At 65.6% G+C, this 16,555-nt stretch carries 18 protein-coding genes; 6 read left to right on the top strand and 12 right to left on the bottom strand.

Annotated elements, in window-relative coordinates; all coding sequences use genetic code 11:
- Nucleotides 1-63 precede the first annotated feature (63 nt).
- The 4 genes from ACFTE1_RS15870 to lanKC form a co-directional block, all read right to left on the bottom strand.
- Nucleotides 64-618 carry a hypothetical protein gene (locus ACFTE1_RS15870; protein WP_380621302.1) on the bottom strand — a complete coding sequence of 185 codons (555 nt, stop codon included), beginning with the start codon at nt 616-618 and terminating at the stop codon, nt 64-66.
- A 622-nt stretch (nt 619-1,240) separates the two neighbouring features.
- Complete coding sequence (locus ACFTE1_RS15865) at nt 1,241-2,461, bottom strand: MFS transporter (protein ID WP_380621703.1); 1,221 nt, start codon at nt 2,459-2,461, stop codon at nt 1,241-1,243.
- 184 nt (nt 2,462-2,645) lie between these two features.
- Nucleotides 2,646-2,768: a hypothetical protein gene (locus tag ACFTE1_RS15860; protein ID WP_380621300.1), complete on the bottom strand. Its 123-nt coding sequence runs from the start codon at nt 2,766-2,768 to the stop codon at nt 2,646-2,648.
- 2 nt (nt 2,769-2,770) lie between these two features.
- Complete coding sequence (lanKC, locus tag ACFTE1_RS15855) at nt 2,771-5,314, bottom strand: class III lanthionine synthetase LanKC (RefSeq protein WP_380621298.1); 2,544 nt, start codon at nt 5,312-5,314, stop codon at nt 2,771-2,773.
- Nucleotides 5,315-5,544: 230 nt separating this feature from the next.
- Between lanKC and ACFTE1_RS15850 the strand changes: the two genes are divergently transcribed.
- On the top strand, nt 5,545-5,697 hold the full coding sequence (locus ACFTE1_RS15850; protein ID WP_380621296.1) for a hypothetical protein: 153 nt from the start codon (nt 5,545-5,547) through the stop codon (nt 5,695-5,697).
- Nucleotides 5,698-5,755: 58 nt separating this feature from the next.
- On the opposite strand, the gene ACFTE1_RS15845 is transcribed toward ACFTE1_RS15850, so the two are convergent.
- From ACFTE1_RS15845 to ACFTE1_RS15830, 4 genes are all read right to left on the bottom strand, one after another.
- Nucleotides 5,756-6,748, bottom strand: coding sequence for a LuxR C-terminal-related transcriptional regulator (locus ACFTE1_RS15845; RefSeq protein WP_380621294.1), 993 nt, complete (start codon nt 6,746-6,748; stop codon nt 5,756-5,758).
- Between the two features lie 243 nt (nt 6,749-6,991).
- Nucleotides 6,992-7,291, bottom strand: coding sequence for a hypothetical protein (locus ACFTE1_RS15840; protein WP_380621292.1), 300 nt, complete (start codon nt 7,289-7,291; stop codon nt 6,992-6,994).
- The gene (locus tag ACFTE1_RS15835; protein ID WP_380621290.1) at nt 7,266-7,976 is read right to left on the bottom strand and encodes a hypothetical protein; all 711 of its coding nucleotides are present in this window, start codon (nt 7,974-7,976) and stop codon (nt 7,266-7,268) included. The genes ACFTE1_RS15840 and ACFTE1_RS15835 overlap by 26 nt, the downstream gene beginning before the upstream one ends.
- Nucleotides 7,976-8,239, bottom strand: a complete 264-nt coding sequence (locus tag ACFTE1_RS15830; RefSeq protein ID WP_380621288.1) for a hypothetical protein — start codon at nt 8,237-8,239, stop codon at nt 7,976-7,978. Before ACFTE1_RS15830 ends, ACFTE1_RS15835 begins: the two co-directional genes overlap by 1 nt.
- Here ACFTE1_RS15830 and ACFTE1_RS15825 point away from each other — a divergent pair.
- Entirely contained in the window at nt 8,238-8,489 is a 252-nt protein-coding gene (locus tag ACFTE1_RS15825) for a hypothetical protein (RefSeq protein WP_380621286.1), read from the top strand. The genes ACFTE1_RS15830 and ACFTE1_RS15825 overlap by 2 nt on opposite strands.
- A 479-nt stretch (nt 8,490-8,968) precedes the next feature.
- Entirely contained in the window at nt 8,969-10,201 is a 1,233-nt protein-coding gene (locus tag ACFTE1_RS15820) for an MFS transporter (protein WP_380621284.1), read from the top strand.
- Between the two features lie 105 nt (nt 10,202-10,306).
- On the opposite strand, the gene ACFTE1_RS15815 is transcribed toward ACFTE1_RS15820, so the two are convergent.
- Entirely contained in the window at nt 10,307-10,753 is a 447-nt protein-coding gene (locus ACFTE1_RS15815) for a hypothetical protein (protein WP_380621282.1), read from the bottom strand.
- A 579-nt stretch (nt 10,754-11,332) separates the two neighbouring features.
- On the opposite strand from ACFTE1_RS15815, the gene ACFTE1_RS15810 reads away from it, so the two are divergent.
- Nucleotides 11,333-11,968: a DUF4360 domain-containing protein gene (locus ACFTE1_RS15810; protein ID WP_380621701.1), complete on the top strand. Its 636-nt coding sequence runs from the start codon at nt 11,333-11,335 to the stop codon at nt 11,966-11,968.
- Nucleotides 11,969-12,045: 77 nt separating this feature from the next.
- On the opposite strand, the gene ACFTE1_RS15805 is transcribed toward ACFTE1_RS15810, so the two are convergent.
- The gene (locus tag ACFTE1_RS15805) at nt 12,046-13,242 is read right to left on the bottom strand and encodes an FAD-dependent monooxygenase (RefSeq protein ID WP_380621280.1); all 1,197 of its coding nucleotides are present in this window, start codon (nt 13,240-13,242) and stop codon (nt 12,046-12,048) included.
- 64 nt (nt 13,243-13,306) lie between these two features.
- The gene (locus tag ACFTE1_RS15800) at nt 13,307-14,770 is read right to left on the bottom strand and encodes an MFS transporter (RefSeq protein ID WP_380621279.1); all 1,464 of its coding nucleotides are present in this window, start codon (nt 14,768-14,770) and stop codon (nt 13,307-13,309) included.
- Between the two features lie 174 nt (nt 14,771-14,944).
- Here ACFTE1_RS15800 and ACFTE1_RS15795 point away from each other — a divergent pair, with 174 nt between their 5' ends.
- Together ACFTE1_RS15795 and ACFTE1_RS15790 are read left to right on the top strand one after the other, a co-directional pair.
- Nucleotides 14,945-15,562, top strand: a complete 618-nt coding sequence (locus ACFTE1_RS15795; protein WP_380621277.1) for a TetR/AcrR family transcriptional regulator — start codon at nt 14,945-14,947, stop codon at nt 15,560-15,562.
- 112 nt (nt 15,563-15,674) lie between these two features.
- Nucleotides 15,675-15,848, top strand: a complete 174-nt coding sequence (locus ACFTE1_RS15790) for a hypothetical protein (RefSeq protein WP_380621275.1) — start codon at nt 15,675-15,677, stop codon at nt 15,846-15,848.
- A gap of 25 nt (nt 15,849-15,873) precedes the next feature.
- Here ACFTE1_RS15790 and ACFTE1_RS15785 read toward each other — a convergent pair whose 3' ends face one another.
- A complete protein-coding gene (locus ACFTE1_RS15785) occupies nt 15,874-16,278 on the bottom strand; it encodes an SSI family serine proteinase inhibitor (protein ID WP_380621273.1) in 405 nt (134 codons plus the stop codon).
- Nucleotides 16,279-16,555 lie beyond the last annotated feature (277 nt).

Raw genomic sequence — 16,555 nt, 5'->3', positions numbered from 1 at the left:
CGTGCTCGACTCCCAGTCGGGGCGTTCACGCCGGTTCTTCCTGTGCGTTTGAACCGCTCTGATTCACCCGACCGCGACGTGTACCGCTGCAAAAGCACCGGCGAAGACTGCCACGATGGCGATATTCCACCAATTGACGCGCCGCCGGACCTGTTCTCGATTGCCCGGACCGGAGCTCTCGAACCGACGCTCGTTGATCTCGTCGGCGCACCAGTCAGCTTGGGGAGCACCGAACCAAGTGTTCCAATCGGTTCGACCGAATGCCGCTCCCACCAATGACTTTCCGCCGCGAAGAATAATGAACAGTTCCCCCTTCGCCACGGTCGCCCTTGCGATGGCACTGTAGTCGACGTACTGAGTCACCCACTGGCTGACTATGACGACGTGATCGCGGTGGAGCTCGTACCGGGGTTGGATGAAACCAAGCCACCCCAAAAGACATCCCCCGATCGTAATGGCCAGTGCGATGAAGATGTCGCCGGGCCGGTGATTCGGGCTCAGGGCCTCGGCTACGAGGACGAACGTGACTATGATCGTGGCGGCCATGAAGATTCCCACTGTGATGCCACCGCTGATCACATAGGAACGGCGTCGGAAAATCAGGGGTTCGGAGCTCATATCGGATCTCCATATAGTGGTATTTCGGGGTGCCACCAGGCTACTGCAAAACTCTGAGTATCCTGTCCCGCATGCCGGTCGATACTCGCTCGGCCCAGTCGTCGACGGTATGTGACATGTCGGTGGAGGCGGATCGTTGAGAGCGGTAGCGACCCGTCCCCGATCGCTGTCACGCCTTTGGCTTACAGGTTGAACCGACCGGATCGATGTCCCAGCGGGCCCGCGACAGATCGTCTCTCTCGTCGGGGAACTCGTCCCAGAGAAGTGCGAGTCGTCGAGTCCGTTCTGCCCCGGCCTCAGTGAGCTCGAGATCGTTGAAGGGGAGGTCTCCTTCGAACCGATGGACTTGAACTCGTCGAGTCAGCGTCCGTTCTCGTCTCCGATCCTGATCCGGACCTTCCCCGCTCGCCAGAAGCCGACCGTAGCGCCGGTCCTGGACTGTAATAGCTCCAGGGAGGACATAGAACGGCCCCGCATCGTCCGGCACTCCTACTTGTTGAACTCCTGCCCAGACGAGCAGTGCGGACTTCACCGCAAGGGCCACCGTTCTGGACCGGGAGTTCTTGGGCTTGATGAACAGCTAGATGGCGATCCGCGCTGAGGTTTTGCAAACACGGCGATGTCACGCCGGCACTTTATCCCGGTGCTCCGCCAACAGTGGGCGCAGCAGCAGGATTCCCGTGAGCGACAAGGCGGCGGCACCCCAGAGGGCCTCCCGCACCCCCAACAGCTCGCCCAGAAAACCTCCGGCCAGAACTCCGGCCAGGGTCGCTCCGCTGGTGACGAGCCGCAGGGTCACGATGAACCGACCGAGCCTGTTCTCGTCCACCGCGGTCGTGATGAAGGTGGTGATGCCGATATTGTGCATGGAGCTGAGGAGGGCCGGCGCGGAGATCGCCATCGCCACCAACGCGACCGCCACTGGGAACGGCCCGGAGGCCGCCGGCAGCAGGACCACGCTCGCGGCCATACCGACTGCGGTGAACGTCGTAAGCTTCCGCGGGTCCATATCGGCACACCAGCGGGCGACGATGAAGGTCCCGGCGAAGGCGGCGGCGGTCGCCCCGATGAACATGAGCGAGTACCACTCCTCGCTGACGCCGATCACGGTGAGGATCAAGAGCGCCATGAGGGTGCGGGTGACGCCGCCGACGAATGACTGCAGCGAGGTGTAGGCGGTGTACCAGCGCAGGAACGTGTTCTCACGGAGCACGCGGAACCCCGCGAACACGTCCGACCAGAGAGACCTCTCCTCATCGGCCTTTTCGGGCGCGGGCGTTTCCGGCGTACGGATCCTCGTGAGGGCCAGAGCGCTGAGAACAGACGTCACCGTGTCCACTATGAACACCACGGGGGCTCCCAAAGCCACCAGCGGACTCGACGTCCCCTGCCCGAGGACTCGGGCGGTCTGCTCGCCGCCCTGCAGTCGCGCTCGCGCGGCCATGACGCCGTCGTCGGGGACGATGGACCGCAAGTGCGAGAAGTACAGCGACTCGATGGCGACGCCGACAGCGCCCAGCCCCAGGTTCACCGCTATCAACAGCCACAGCGACGCGCCGGAGGCCAGGATGTACAGGCCCGCCAGGGCGACGATCCCCGCGGAGGCCAGGTCGCAGGCGATCAGACCGGGCCGCTTGCGCCTCAACCGGTCGGTCCACGTGGCGATCAGGAGCCCGAAGAAAAGCATGGGGGCGATCGAGGCGGCCGTCAAAAGCGACACCTCGAACGGCCCGGCACCAAGCTCGCTGACGGCGATCAGTGGCACGGCGAACGTGACGACGGTGGCGCCGTAGACGGAGGACGTCTGTCCGAGGAGGTAGGTGCGGAGGTCGGGTGTCATCATCACGTCCCAATCCGGTCGGGGGTCTGCCGAGGCTCTGGCGTCTCTTGCGCCGACGAGGCGGGGTGGCACCGCGTCGGAACGAGCGATGCCATTGCGGCCGCCGAGGAGAGTCGGCGACCGCATGTCCGGGGGCGGGCGGGACGCGCCGTGCGATCCGGTCCCGCCCGCCCCCGGAGTCAGCCTGCTACTGGAGGGCCTGGTCGCCGCAGCTGCAGCTGGCCGTGGACCAGTTGGAGGAGGCGAGGACGCCGTCGTTCGCGTCGAGGTCGTCGTTCTCGATGGTCTGGAGGTCCAGCACGTCGATCATGGTCATATCCTTTCGTAGGGTTTCATCGATGTCATTCCGGTCGCGTCCGCCGGACGGCGGGGTGTTTCCGGAACTGTGAACTCGAAACCGGGGAGTTCACAAGTCTGTGGGCGGGAGAGCACCTCGTCGACCATGGCGACTCCCGCCGAACCCGTGGCCAGGTCGGTGGAGAGGCGCAGGCCGAATCTGCCGATGACGGCCGGTCCGTGCGGGCTCCGGCCGAAGTAGATCTCCTGCCGGCGGCGGCACTCCAGGGCGTCCCCATGGCGGTCGGGCAGGATTCTCGACGCCTGGGCAAGGAAGTAGGTGAGTCCGGCGCGCCCGTTGAACAGGCTCCCGTCGAGGACCACCCGGGCACGGGCCGCGTCCAGCGCCAGCCGCAGGTGTTCGGCCAGGTCATCGCCCAGTCGATCGTTCCAAGCCAGCAGGGCCAGGCCGTATCCGGCAGAACCGTTTCCCAGATAGGGGTAGAGGCCCGTCCTCTGCCGCAGACCGAGCGCGGTGCCGTGGGGATTGGTCTCGGCGTGCCGGGACTCGGCCTCCAGGGCGTCCAGGCCGGCCCGGACCCAGGACGGGTCGCCCGTCAACGCGTGGCAGCGGGCGAAGAGGAGGGCCGCCCCCGAATGGCCGTGGAGCGCACCCGGACCCGAGAACGCCAGAGGATCGTCGAGCGAGTCGGCGACCGCTCCGGCCAGCTGGAGCCCGTCGTCGGGGCGCCCCGTGTCCAGGCAGAGGTGGGCTCCGCCCACCGTCCCCGAGATCAGGCTGTGGGTCAGCCGCGAGCATTCCTCGACGACCCTGTCCCGGACTCGCCCTGCCGACGGGTGCCCCAGCCGGTGCAGGAGGAGGGCGGCACCGCCCAGCCCGTCGTACAGCCCCGGCGGAGTCCCTTTGGGGGCCGCTACCGCCCTGGCGGCGAGCCAGTCGACGTGGGCGCTCGGCGGTTTCCGGCCGCAGGCGAGCAACGCCAGGAACACCCCCGAAGCACCCCACGCGAGCCCCAGGTTGCCGCCGTCCTCCAAGCCGGCGGGGTCCCCGGGGTACAGCTGGTCGGTGCGCTCGCTCCGGGCGGAATCCAGAATCGCGTCGAGCAGGCCCGGCCGGGTAACCGGCAACGTCCGCCCGCCGATGTCGCGTCCTCCTCCTAGCCGGCTCCTCATCTGCGCGACGATGTCTCGGCGGCAGTCGAAGTCCTCCTCGACCACGGCCACCGCTTCGTCGATCGCCGTCGGGTTGAGGTGGAAGAGGGTGTTGAACGGTGCCATTGCCCCGATCTGGCAGGCGGCGAAGGCGAACCAGTCCTTCTCGACGGGGTCGTCGGTCGCGGTGGTCATGTAGCCGGGCACCCCGATGGCGAGGTCTTCGGGTGCGTCGATGCGCCCCGCCGCCTCGAAGTCGATGAGCTTCAACGATCCGCGCGGCGTGACGATGACGTTCTTTATGTGCAGGTCGCCGAAGTAGAGGCCGCGCTGGTGAAGGTCCTCCACGATCGCCTCCAACTGGGCAAGGTAGCAGAGTGTCTCATCGCGGTAGGCGCGCCGGTCCTCAATGGGCGGGTCGGGGTGGATGAGCGGGTACCCGTCCACGACGTACTGCTGCAGGGACTTCCCTTCGATGTACTCCATGGCCAGGAAGTGGTGCTCCCACACCTGGAACAGGCCGTGGACCTTCGGGGCCCACGCCGCGTCGGCCAGTCGGAGCAGCGTCTCGTACTCGTTCCGGAGCCGGGAGACCGCGTCCCGCCCGCGCCCGTCCACACCCGTGTGCGGTCGGGCCTCCTTCAGGACCACCGGGCTGCCCTGGTCGTCTTCGGCCAGGTAGACGCCGCCGGAGTTGGAGTAGTGCAGTGGCTTGAGGACCTTGTATCCGCCGACGCGTCGGTCGGGAACTCGGTCGGGGTCATGGCCGGTGCCCTCTTTGAGCCAGGCGGGCATGTCCACCCAGTCGGGGAGGGCGAACCCCGCTTTCCTCCTGTCGGGGGTCAGTTCGCCGTCCGGCCGCCGCAGCGCGGGGACGGGCCGACCCTCGCCGTCCAGGCAGACGAGGCGCGCGAAGGCTCCGTACCGCAGGTAGACCGGCACATTCTTCCAGCGGAGATCCGAGAGGATGTAGGGGCCTTCGCAGCCCTTCAGGGCGGACTCCAGGCGGTCGAGGAGTTCTTTCAAACATTGCTCTCCGTCCGGATAGACGGTGACCGCCTTCCCGCTTGCGCCGCGATGCGAGGCCTTGTCGTTCTGAGCGTTCAGAATCGCGGTGTGGGAGAGGAATTTCCAGGGGACGCGCATCTCGGAGCACACTTCCCAGGCCCTGTCGACGACCGCCTCGTGGTCGGCGGGCGTCGAGCTCAGGTGGACTTTCCAGCCCTGTTCGGGGAGAACGCACCCCACCGGGTTCAGCTCGGTCCAAATGCCGTGTGTGGAGCGGCTCCAGTCCTCGAGCGATTCCCGGGTGAGGCGGTGTGCGGAGCCCCGGCCGGCGAGTTCGGCGGGATTATCGAACCAGAAAGGATCCGCCAAAAGGTAGCTCGCTGAAATCGCTCTGTCCATAATGTTCCACTCCTTGCCGGCCGGTCTGGTGCGACTGCAATTCGATTCTGAGGGCAGTGGAAGTGGGATGGCAAGAGTCACAACAGGACCCGGATTCCATGTCCGGAATGGGAACCGGACACCGTCATGTCCTCAATAGGAAGTTCCTTTTGAGGACATGACGATCGTATTGACCCGCGAGCGGTCAGCCGATAGAACTGAGGAAGGCCGATCCGATAGGAGAACCCCTTATGTTCAAGATCCACCGGACCGCTCTCGCGGTCACCATGGTCGGAGCGTTCCTGCTGGGATTCGCGGGCACGCAGGCTCAGCCCGCGGCCGAGGCCGCGGACTCGAAGGTGCTGAACTGCGCCATCGCCTGGGAATGGTGCGACCCGGCTTAGGGATTCGCGTCGCGCGATAGAGGGCCGCGCCCGGAAGAAGGACCGTCCGGGTCGGCCCTCATACCGAGTCGTGCGGATCTATCCAGTTCTGGGACACGGCGAGGACGCCGGCCATGAACCGGCTCTTGGCGCCCATCTTGTCCATGAGGTCGGAGCTTATGCGGCGAATGGTCCGCGACGTCAGGCCCATCTTCCGGGCGACCGCGTCGTCCTTGAGACCCTGGCTCCACAGCCTCAGGACGTGAATTTCCTGGCGGGTCAGAGTTTGCTCTCCGCCACGGTGCCCGGTGTCGATGGGCGTGGACTCCCTCCAGACGTCGAGGAAGAGGGCGGCCATGGCCGTGACGACGTTCTCGTTGACCAGCAGGAGCGCGCCGTCCGAGCATCGTTCGTTCGCGATGGGGATGAGGGCCCGCGCCCGGTCGACGATCAGCATCCGGACGGGCAGTGAGGGAATGGTCCGCACTTGCCCGCCTTCGGCGGTCAGCCATCGCAAATGGTCCATGGTCGGCTTGTCCTGACGGACGGAGTCGAGGTAGACCGCCCGGATGCGGATGCCTCGGGCCAGCGACTGCCGGTAGAGGGGTCTGCTTTCCTCTATTCGCGTGGGCGGTAGGGAATTGACGGGGCTGAGCGACAGGACTTCGGACTCGCACTCGCTTTCGAGCCGCTGCAACCGCGATTGGATGTTCTCTCGGCCGAGGATCCTCTCCGCGTCGGGTTCGGGAGAGGAATCGTCTCCGCTGTAGCGTGTCAGCCAGGTGGCCACCGCCAGCCGCGATCGTTCTATGTCCTGTTGCCTGCGGACGAGGTCGGCGTGTTGGTTGGTGAGCATGGCGGCGAGACCGAGCTGAGGGTCGACCGCTGCCAGTCTCCCCAGTGAGTTCTCGACGATGAGTTGCATCTTGGCCAGGTTGTCGACGGTCTGGGCCACCGTCTCCTGCGCCAGTTTCAGGGATTGGGCGATCCCGTCGACACTGGTTTCTCGTTCTTCCAGGATTGCGGTGTAGACGACTTCGGTCAACTGATCGAAGCCCAATGGTTCCAGCATGCGAACCCTCCAAAGGGTGCCGGGACATTGCCGGCGGGGTAGCACCCCGTATTCGGAGTATTCGCTGGTCCTCATTCCGAGTGCGGGGTGTGGGGTGATTGACTCGGGCACAATCATCGTATCGGTTGGCGGAGTGGGAAAGCGAGGTTGGATTCTGCTGCCGTCCACTTCCCGTTCGTCCGGTGAAGAGGCTGAGGGGGTCGGCCGGACCGGCTGGACCGACCGACCCCGAACGCGCCCGTCCTACCGGGTGCGGCGTTGGACGTGGATCATGATGGCGTCGCGGATTTCGTTCTCCCAGTTGGGGAACGTGCGGGCTTGTTTGTAGAGTTCGTCGGAGTAGAGCGTGAGTTTGGCCCAGACTCCTTTTCCGCAGACGGCGATGACGGTCGGTACCCGTTGTTGGATCGGTGTGTCGTCGCTGGTGGGTTCGAGGAGGAAGACCGTGCCGGCCTCGGCGTCGTAATGGACGTCGAAGATGTGCTCGTAGTGGTGGAGCGTGCCGAGGTCGGTGGTGTTAGGTGGCAAGTACAGCACGGTCACGGCCCACCTCCTGACACTGACCCTGAGGCTGCGGTCGGGGACGCGAATGCGACGGTGGCGGCGGTTGCGTCCACACCTGCGGCTGAACCTGCGGTTGCCGGTGTTGTTGTGCTCGCTCGTCCGGTGAGACGTACGGGTCTGCGGTCCAGACTTCTTCGTGGAAGCGTGGTGGGAGGTCGGCTCCGAAGACGGCGCGGTCGATGACGGCGTAGACGCGTTGTTCGAGCGCGAATTTCAGGCGACTGTTGTCGGTGAACAGTGCGTGTCGTTTGGGGTCGGGCGACCAGTAGACCCTGCCGGGGTAGCCCCAGCCCCAGTCGGCTTCCCCGACGATGAGACGGTCTCCGCCGGGTTCGATGGCGATGATGACGCCCGTATAGACGTCGATCTCGCGGACCTCGAACGTCCGCGCCAGAAACGACACCGCCCCCAAGACAGTCCCATCCGTACGCACTGTTCGGGCCCGAGCGCGACCCGACACACGCCCGGCCGGTCGCCCGTGGCGGTGGGCTCGCCCGTGGGCCGTGTTCGCACTGGTGGCTTGGTCGGACGACTGTTGGTCGTTGTGGCCGTAGATGTTGCCGTGGTAGACGGCAAAGGCGTACAGGCCGATCGCGACGACGAAGACAATGGCGGCGTAGACGTAATCGGAGTGCTCGGAGAACTGAGTGATGAAGGAGTTCATTAGGGGTGGACTCCTTTCGCGAAGCAGTAGGCGACGAAGTGGGAGTGGGCGCGCATGGTCTGCTCCAGCAGCCAGTCGGCGACGTCGTCGCGGATCGTCCATCCGGGTTGGGGGAGGAGGAACCGGTCGTGGGTGTGGACCATGGCGGCGGTACGGCCGTCGACGGTGATCCAGAAGATCTTGCGTGCCGCTCGGCGGACGATCTGGACCTTGCGGCCCTCGATGGTGAACGAACCGAGAGTGAGTGGCATTGAGATAGGCATGAAAAGCCTCCAAACTCCCCTGCACGCCTGTTTCAGGGCAGGGGGAACTAAGGAACTGAGCTGGTGTTTTCTCGCCGGGGAACATGGCGAGGTGCGGCCGTGGCGGACCGAACGCGCGTATCTGCAGCTACGAGCACGTACGGGCTTGCTCAAGGTCGTTTTGAGCGCACGGCGGCTGGACGCGATCGGCGCGATCGCGGTCAACTACGGAAAGGCGGCTGGATTCAGCCGAACAGATCAACTACGATGAGTCAGTAGAACCGCTCCCTTCGGGGGGTTGTTTTTTGGGGGCGGCTCGCCAGGCGTTAGTTGGTAGCTTTTGCTGGCGAGCCGCTATCGAAGAAGACTGGATGTCCACTGCGATCTTCGGCGGCATCGGATCCGTCGAACCGATATCCAGTGTCACCCAGCCCATATTGGGTAGTCAACCACGACACGCCGGTGCGAGTATCGGGCGTCCAGTTGTGTCCGGAAAGATTCCATCCCTCACCGGAGAAGGCAAGTCGAACATCTACTGAGTTCGGGTACGTCTTTTTGCAAGAGGCAGAGTCACATTGAAAGTGCCTGCCCACACGGCACGGCTGGCGGATTCCAGCATTCGGCGAGGGCTGTCCCAGCTGTCGGCCGATTCTAGAGCCCTAAATCTGAAGGCATTTGCCGGCCGATAGCTTTCTGTCATGGATGGACCGGAATTCCGCAGCGTCGTTCGTGGAAGCCGAAGGACAGATCGTGGGTGAACTGCGATCGTGTGGCCTGCTTCGCCACCGAGAGGCGCGTACGCTGTGGGTCGCGAGCGCCTTCGCTTCGGCGGGCATGTGGCTTTTGCAGATCGCCACCGCGCTGTTCGTCCTTTCCGTGGCCGACGCGTCGACTCTGGCCGTCGTGCAACTCTGCGGCGCCCTGCCGGGACTCTTCGCGACACCGTTGGCCGGGTGGGTGGCCGACAGGCTTCCCGTTCGACGAGTCTGTCTGGCGTGTCAGGGAGTTCAGGTTCTCGCCGCCATAGGCATGGGAGTCTCGGCCCTTCACGGCGACCTAGTTTCCATGGCGCTGCTTTTCGCCGTCCAGTCCGCCGCCATGGCCTTCTGGGCTCCAACTCGTCAGCAATGGCTGTACGCGGTCGTCGAGCCAGATCTTCGCCAGCGGGCCAATGCGGCCCTGGGATCGTTGAACGGTGCGATGGTCATCGTCGGGGCTCTCGGCGCGGGCGTCGCTTCGGCATTGTCAGCGTCCGGCGGCGTCTTCGCTGCGGCGTCTCTGTTCGGGCTGTGCTGTGCGGCCCTGGTGCTTCTGCGAGAACCAGGGCCGGCGCTTTCCAGTGAGGATGTTCGCCTGCGAAGCACGGGACACGGATTTCTGAGCGGCCTGGTCGCCGGCTTCGCCGCCGCCCGCCATTATCCGCTGGCCAGGTCCGTCATCTGGATAGGCATTGCGTGGGGATTCATCGGCGGCGGGTACACGGTCATGGTCTCCGCCCGCCTGCTGGAGGATCTGAGAGGTCCGGCCATGGCCGTTTCGTGGGCCTTCGTGCTCGACGGGACGGCCGTGCTGGTCGCGACGATGATGGCGGGGCGCCTGGCTCCGCATCGTCGGTTGACCGTCTGGGGCGCGGCCTATGTCGTCCAGGGGCTGGCGTGGACGGCGTTCTTCCTCGTCCCCGACCTGGCCACCGCCTTGGTGATTCTGGCGGTCATGCGGTTCGCCGGAGGATTCATCGTCGGGCTGGACACGACCATCCTGCTGGAGACGGTTCCCGAAGGGTTGAGGGGTCGCGTCATGGCCCTGCACATCACCACGTACAACACTATGGCCCGGTTGTCGCTGGCGGCGTTGGGGCTGCTGCTCGGCGCCGTGAGCCTTCAAGTGCTCGGTACCGTCGCCGGAATAGCGGCGGCCCTCGGCGGGGCGTTGTGGTGGGCGTTCGCACGGAGTCTCCGTACCGAGGACAGCGATCGGGATTGAGGGAGGGGCGTCGGCTGGGGCGCGCCGACTGGACGACGATCGTTTGAGGAAAACACGATAAAGGCCCCGGCATAAGCCGGAGCCTCCATCAAATCGGGGTCGAGGCTATTGCTCGTCTATCCGTCCCTCTACGAGTTCATCGGCAGCTGAGAGGAAGTTCTGCAAGTCAGGGCGCACGGTCGTGCCCGAGAGTGCGAGCTTGCCGATGACGAGGGTCTGTACGGAAGTGATTTCTTCGCCGGGGATTTCGTCCAGCAAATGGACTTCGCCGGCGCTTCCCCGAATCACCCCTTCGGCCGTGAGCGGTTTGAACTTCGGCTCTGCCGTCCTGTACTCGCGGCGCATCTGGTCGACGAACGAAGCGATGCCGTCTCTGCTGATGCCGCCCCTGAACCTGTCTTCCAGGAGGACGGCGAACAACGCCGCCATGTACTCGGAGTACTTCTCCGCTTGATGAGCGGGAAGAGAAGCAGCCAGCTCCTGGGCCTCCTGGTATTCGTGGGAGGCCAGTGCCTCTACCAACTTCCGGTACTGCTTAGGGTCTTCAGTCACTCGGCCCTCCTTCTTCGTCGCTGTATTTGCCGCTTTGAACGTCGCGGGGGCCAAGCGTAACAGCGTGCAGCACAGATTCAACCTTGTTGAAGGTCTGTGAAAGAGGTGCGGCTATCGATGGGTGTGAGGGGGGCGTCGTGTCGACCGGAACGCTGGTCTATGGTGTGCCGCCCGATGATCCTGGCGTCAGCTGGAGTTCTCGGAGCGTCTGAGCACCTTCTCCAGCCCGTTAGACGACGTCTTTGGCGTCGTTGGTCTATTGAACTCAGGCTCCTTCTCGACGGCTTGGGGAGTGGGCGAGGGTGAGATTCCGCAAGCGGTCCCGACCATGGGGCCAGGTGGACTGCTATCTGTCGACGGGACGACGATCGTCTGCGCATGGAATGCGATCAAGAGCGTTCGCACGCCGGATACCTGGTATTCGACAGTGGCGGTCGATCCGAGTCAGCACCGATGCCATTGACAACTACCGCTTAGTAGTCAAGTCTCCTAGGCATAGTGCGCCCCCTAGAGGCAACGGTTCTCCCGGAAAGCCGCACAGAAAAGGACAGAGGCATGAAAACCATGCGACGCATCTCCATGGCGGCCGCCGTGCTCATCGGCGCCGCCGCGACAACGGTGGCCACGGCTGCCCCGGCACAGGCTTACGAGGACGAGCCGCCGGACGAGCAGATCACGATCGAAGTGGCGACGGTCAACGGATCGGGTTGCGCCCCTGGCACGGCCGCGGTGGCCGTCTCCGGCGACAACACGGCCTTCACCGTGACCTACAGCGACTACCTCGCCGAAGCGGGAGGCAACTCCGACCCGATCGACTTCCGCAAGAACTGCCAGATCAACCTGATCGTCCATGTGCCCCAGGGGTTCACCTACGGCATCGCGAGCGCCGACTACCGGGGCTTCGCGCACCTGGAAGAGGGCGCTACGGCAATGCAGAAGGCGTCCTACTACTTCCAGGGGCAGCCTGACACCGTGACCGAGGAGCATCCGCTAGAGGCACCATTCACGGACAACTGGCAGTTCACCGATGAGACGGATGTGGGCCAGATCGTCTACAAGCCCTGCGGGGAGGACCGCAACTTCAACATCAACACGGAGCTGAGGGTGGGGGCCGGCGACGACCCGACCCGGAAGAGCTTCATCGCGATGGACTCGACCGACGGGGACATCGACACGGTCTACCACTTTTCGTGGAAGAAGTGCCCCAGGGCCTGATCGGCTTGGGCTGCTCTGCAGGTTAGGGCGTGGGGGCCACGGCAATGCCGTGGCCCCCACGCTATGAACATATGCGGTCAATCTGCCAGGTCGGGCAGCTGTAGCGCCGTATGGGCCGGGCGGCCGGTTCTCGGCGGCACGACGCTGAGGCGGCGAAGCCTGTCGTTCCGACGTTCGAGAGCCTCGGCGGTGGTCGGGAAGAGCGCCGCGTCGCCCTCGCCGACCTGCGCCTGGTTGAGTTCGACGAATCCGCGCGTGCCGCGTTCGTAAGCGGCGAAGGCGGTGGTGTGCCCACGGTGCTCCGCCAGCGAAGCGGCGAGCATGTAGGCTCCGACGAGCGCGAGGCTCGACCCCTGCCCCGTCAGGAGCGACGGCGCATAGCCCGCATCGCCGACCATCACGGTGCGCCCGCTGGACCACCACGGCAAGCGGATCTGGCTGACGGTGTCGGCGAACAGGTCGCCGGCACTTCGCATGGCGTCCACCATCGCCGGGATCTCCCAACCGTCTCCGGCGAAGGTGTCGGCGACGAGTTCACCCAGCGCCTCAGGATCGCGGAGGGCCCGGCGGGGCGGTTCGGGACGGGCGAAGTTGAGGAACGCGTGCACCTCGTCGCGCTCTCCGACCGCGTACAGTGCGGCGGCCCTGCCGGGCGTGTTCCAGAGGACCGCTTCACGGGAAAGCCCCATCGTGTTGGGCATGGTGAAGATGGCGAAGCAATAGCCGAGATAGCGGTGGAACGGCCGTTCGGGCCCCATGACGAGTTCCCGGGTGCGAGAGTGCAGCCCGTCGGCGCCCACGACCAGGTCGAAACTGCGCTGGACGCCGCTGCGGAAGGTCACGTCGACGCCGTGGCCGTGTTCCTTGAGCGTCTCGATGGAGTCGTCGAACACGAACTCCGCATCGTCTCGCACGGCACCGTACAGGGCGTCCGCCAGATCCCCTCGGCGAACTTCGACGTCGTGCCCCTCTACGCCGCCGACCACCGCCTGCGGATGGACGGTTGCCACCTCGCCGCCGTCGGCGTCGAGGAAGGTCATCCGGCGCGAGTCGATATGCGCCTCTTGGAGTTGCGGCAGAATCCCCATCCGGCGGACCACCTCCAACGCGGTGCCGCGCACGTCGATCGGGTACCCGCCGGAGCGCAGCCCGTCGGCCTTCTCCACTATCGTCACCGCGAATCCGTAGCGGTTCAGCCAGTACGCAGTGGCGGGGCCAGCGATGCTCGCGCCGGAGATCAGGACCGTTCCCCTCGATGCGTGTCTCGTGTTCATGCGTCGACTCCTTCGTCTCCAATGTGGTGGGGCGTTCGATGAGGATTCTGGGGGCCGTGCCAAGTCATGACGCGTTCCGGACCAGGTCGGCGGACGAAGCGCCGTGGCCGCGACGGGTTCTCCGCACGAGCATGACGGCGAGGACCACGGCCGCGGCGAACGCTCCGGAGGCGATCGCGATGTAGCCGAAGACGCCCGCCGCCGAGTACACAGTCTCGCCCCCGACGGTCACGGTGTTCGACTTGAGGACGGCCGCGCCCACGAAGTTCAGCACCACCGCCCCGATCGACACCATCACCATGACGAGGCTCGACACGATGCCCTGCCGTTCGGGGGAAGCCAGGCTGCCGGCCATGTTGAAACCGGAGGTTCCAAGCGCTCCGACCGTCACGCCGAGCAGGAACGCGAAGCAGAGCGCGAAGGCGAGTTGGGAAGCGCCGATGAACATCCCGAGGGTCACGGCGGTCCCGAGCGTGACCGACCCGGCCAGCGTCAAGGCGGGTCCGACGCGAGCGGCGACCCATCCGGACACAGGCCCTCCGAGCATGACGCCGATCCCCGGAGCCGCCAGAATCAGCGCCACCGAGCCCTGGTCGGCCAGTCCGTACCCGAGGCCCATGCCCGCCGAGACGTCGCCGATGAGGGGGATGAGCTGAAGCATGCTCTGGTACGAACCGGCCGCGAGGAAGACGACGAGGAGTGTGAGGACCAGGGGCCGGCCGAGGTTCGCGACGTCGATCAGCGGATCGGGTTTCCGACTCGAGACCAGGAACCACCGGGCCAGGGCCGCTGCGCCGCCCGCGAGGAGCGCCAGCGGGCCGATGGCGAGCCACCCGAGGTCCGAACCGAGGCTGATGTACCCGAGCGTCCCGGCCAGGCCTCCGCCCAGTAGGAGGGCGCCGCCGATGTCGAGCCTGCCCGGCGTCCTGATCGCGGACTCGGGAAGGGAGGAGCGCACGCAGACCGCCATGGCGGCGGCGACGGCGGCCGATATGACGAACAGGATCTGGAAGCCGAACTCCACGGCCAGTTTCTCTATGAGGAACCGGGACGCGATGTTGAGCACCGCGGACCCGGAGGTCACGATGCCCACGATGATCATGCCGATGCGCGGCGCGCAGACGCTGCGGATGATGGCGACGGAGAGGAAGACGGCCGCCAGGGACGCCCCCTGCAGCACGCGTCCCAGCACGAAGATCCAGAGGTTCGGCGCGACGGCGCAAATGACGGCGCCGGCGCCGCTGAGGAGCAGCGTCAGAACGAGCACTCGGCGTTTGCCGTAGATGTCTGCGCTCTTCCCGAGCAGGGGCGCCCACATGACGCCCGCCAGCATCGCGGTGGCGTTGAGCCACGCCGGCTGGTCGGTACCGAAGTGGTCGAGCATCTCCGGGAGGACGACGAGCGGCGCGGTGATGGCCGAGTCGACCACGAAGTTCACCATGGCCAGGACGAATACCAGGCCGATGAGCGGCCCGCTCCATCGTGTGTGCAGGCCGGCCTGGTCGTGGCCGGTTCCTGTCTCTTGCATTGAGGTCTCCTTGAGTCGGGGTCCGCGACGGGCTCGCGCGGCCCAGGGTGTTGTCGACTGGGGCGTGACCGGGGGCCCGAGTGAGCGGGGTGTTCGTCCGCCCGCCCGGGAACAAAAACTACACTACACCGTGTAGTTTTATTTTGCTACCCTTATGATGGGAGGATGGGGACGATGAAGACGACCGCACAGACACCGGGCCGACGACGGCAGTCCGAGGCCAAGCGAGCGGCCGTACTCGACGCCGCCGAGGCTCTGTTCGTCTCGGACGGATACGAGGTCACCAGCGTTGATGCGATCGCGGAGAGGGCCGGGGTCTCCAAGCGCACCGTCTACGACCACTTCGGCGACAAGCAGAACCTCTTCCGGATCGTCCTGGGGCGCGCCAACGACGCCATGGTCGCGACGATGCGATCGGCGATCGACGAGGAGCTCGCCGAAGGACTGGACTTGCGCGATGCGCTGTGCGCCTTCGCGGAGCGGGTCGCGACCGAGACGTTCCCGATGTCGACCTATGCGGTGTTCCGGCGGCTGAACTCGCAGGCGCCCCTCGGCTCGCCGTTGCGGGAGGACTGGCGCGAGCGGCGTGAAGGGATGCTTGAGAAGCGGTTCGCCGAGTACGCCGCGGACGGCGAGTTGAAGTTGTCGGACCCGCACAGGGCCGTCCAGCACTTCGTCGCCCTGACGCTCCGCCTGGCGCTCGACGCGATAGACCAGGATTCGGCGGACGCCGCGGAGATCCGTGCGATCATCTCCGACGGAGTGGACGTGTTCCTACGCGCCTACCGCTGATCGGCGCTCCTGTAAAGGTTGCCGGGAGGCATGTTCGACGCATTCCGGCCGAGGTGCCGGGTGCGTGCGTTCTGCCGATCCCGGTCAGGGGCGGGGACATGGTGCTGTCCCCATGAGACGCTCTGTCGACGACCTCGACGACCTCGACGACCTCGACGACCTCGACGACCTCGACGACCTCGACGACCTCGACGACCTCGACGACCTCGACGGACTGAGGGACCGCGGAAGACGGCGAGGCGGCCGCGGGGTGCTCCCGCGGCCGCCGGTCCATTGTCTTCTCTAGGGTTTCTCTGAGCTTCGGGGTCCTTTTAGATGAAGCTGAAGAGGTTTCCGCCGGTGTCGCGGTCTCCGACACAGGGGTTGGGGAACTCGTCCTCGTAGGAGACGATCTGGCCGTCCCAGAAACCGATCGCGCGGAACTGCGCGGGCCGGAGTTCGAGGGTGCAGGCGAAGGAGGCGGGCTGGATGTCGGCGATGGTTCCGCCTGCCTCGGCGAGCTGTTCGCAGGAGGTCTGGGCGGCGGGGTGGTCGGAAGAGTCGGACTGGCAGTCCAGGGTCTGGGTCGCGATGGTTCCGTCGTCGAAGGTGACGCTGAGGAACAGCGTTCCGCCCTCCCCGCCGGTGGGCGAGGCAGAGGCGGAGCTGCCGACCGCGAGGGCCAGCAGGATGGCGGCTGTTACTAGGGTGATTCTTTGCGTGATCTGTTTGATCATGCCCTGAGTCTAGGGCCGGTTCCGGGGGTGCCCTGGGAAAGCGTCTAGACGGGCTGATACATTGACCTGCAATGATATCAACGTGAGGACACATAGGACCCGACAAAAGGCGGTACCCGGTCGCTTCCCCGGGGTGGTCGCGCTCCCAGTGTGTGCAAGTAGTGACAATAAGCTATTGCATGACGTCCGTTACTTTCCTTGACAAACTCCGGACACCTCGCCGGAGCGTCCGGATCGGCGCCGGGGAGGATCGTCCGCAAAGGGGTGTTCAGGGCGC

It is taken from the genome of Salininema proteolyticum (genome assembly GCF_042685645.1).
Classification (GTDB): domain Bacteria; phylum Actinomycetota; class Actinomycetes; order Mycobacteriales; family Micromonosporaceae; genus Salininema; species Salininema proteolyticum.
The sequence above is the reverse complement of the archived record's forward strand: the minus strand, read 5'-3'. Positions and strand labels throughout refer to the sequence as shown.

What these genes read in the sequence shown, in the direction of transcription:
- ACFTE1_RS15830 (WP_380621288.1), bottom strand. Translation starts at nt 8,239, where the DNA reads ATGCCTATCTCAATGCCACTCACTCTCGGTTCGTTCACCATCGAGGGC.
- ACFTE1_RS15825 (WP_380621286.1), top strand. Translation starts at nt 8,238, where the DNA reads ATGAAAAGCCTCCAAACTCCCCTGCACGCCTGTTTCAGGGCAGGGGGA.
- ACFTE1_RS15795 (WP_380621277.1), top strand. Translation starts at nt 14,945, where the DNA reads ATGAAGACGACCGCACAGACACCGGGCCGACGACGGCAGTCCGAGGCC.
- ACFTE1_RS15860 (WP_380621300.1), bottom strand. Translation starts at nt 2,768, where the DNA reads ATGATCGACGTGCTGGACCTCCAGACCATCGAGAACGACGACCTCGAC.
- ACFTE1_RS15845 (WP_380621294.1), bottom strand. Translation starts at nt 6,748, where the DNA reads ATGCTGGAACCATTGGGCTTCGATCAGTTGACCGAAGTCGTCTACACC.
- ACFTE1_RS15790 (WP_380621275.1), top strand. Translation starts at nt 15,675, where the DNA reads ATGAGACGCTCTGTCGACGACCTCGACGACCTCGACGACCTCGACGAC.
- ACFTE1_RS15850 (WP_380621296.1), top strand. Translation starts at nt 5,545, where the DNA reads ATGTTCAAGATCCACCGGACCGCTCTCGCGGTCACCATGGTCGGAGCG.
- ACFTE1_RS15785 (WP_380621273.1), bottom strand. Translation starts at nt 16,278, where the DNA reads ATGATCAAACAGATCACGCAAAGAATCACCCTAGTAACAGCCGCCATC.
- ACFTE1_RS15870 (WP_380621302.1), bottom strand. Translation starts at nt 618, where the DNA reads ATGAGCTCCGAACCCCTGATTTTCCGACGCCGTTCCTATGTGATCAGC.
- ACFTE1_RS15835 (WP_380621290.1), bottom strand. Translation starts at nt 7,976, where the DNA reads ATGAACTCCTTCATCACTCAGTTCTCCGAGCACTCCGATTACGTCTAC.
- ACFTE1_RS15800 (WP_380621279.1), bottom strand. Translation starts at nt 14,770, where the DNA reads ATGCAAGAGACAGGAACCGGCCACGACCAGGCCGGCCTGCACACACGA.
- ACFTE1_RS15865 (WP_380621703.1), bottom strand. Translation starts at nt 2,461, where the DNA reads ATGATGACACCCGACCTCCGCACCTACCTCCTCGGACAGACGTCCTCC.
- ACFTE1_RS15805 (WP_380621280.1), bottom strand. Translation starts at nt 13,242, where the DNA reads ATGAACACGAGACACGCATCGAGGGGAACGGTCCTGATCTCCGGCGCG.
- ACFTE1_RS15810 (WP_380621701.1), top strand. Translation starts at nt 11,333, where the DNA reads ATGGCGGCCGCCGTGCTCATCGGCGCCGCCGCGACAACGGTGGCCACG.
- lanKC (WP_380621298.1), bottom strand. Translation starts at nt 5,314, where the DNA reads ATGGACAGAGCGATTTCAGCGAGCTACCTTTTGGCGGATCCTTTCTGG.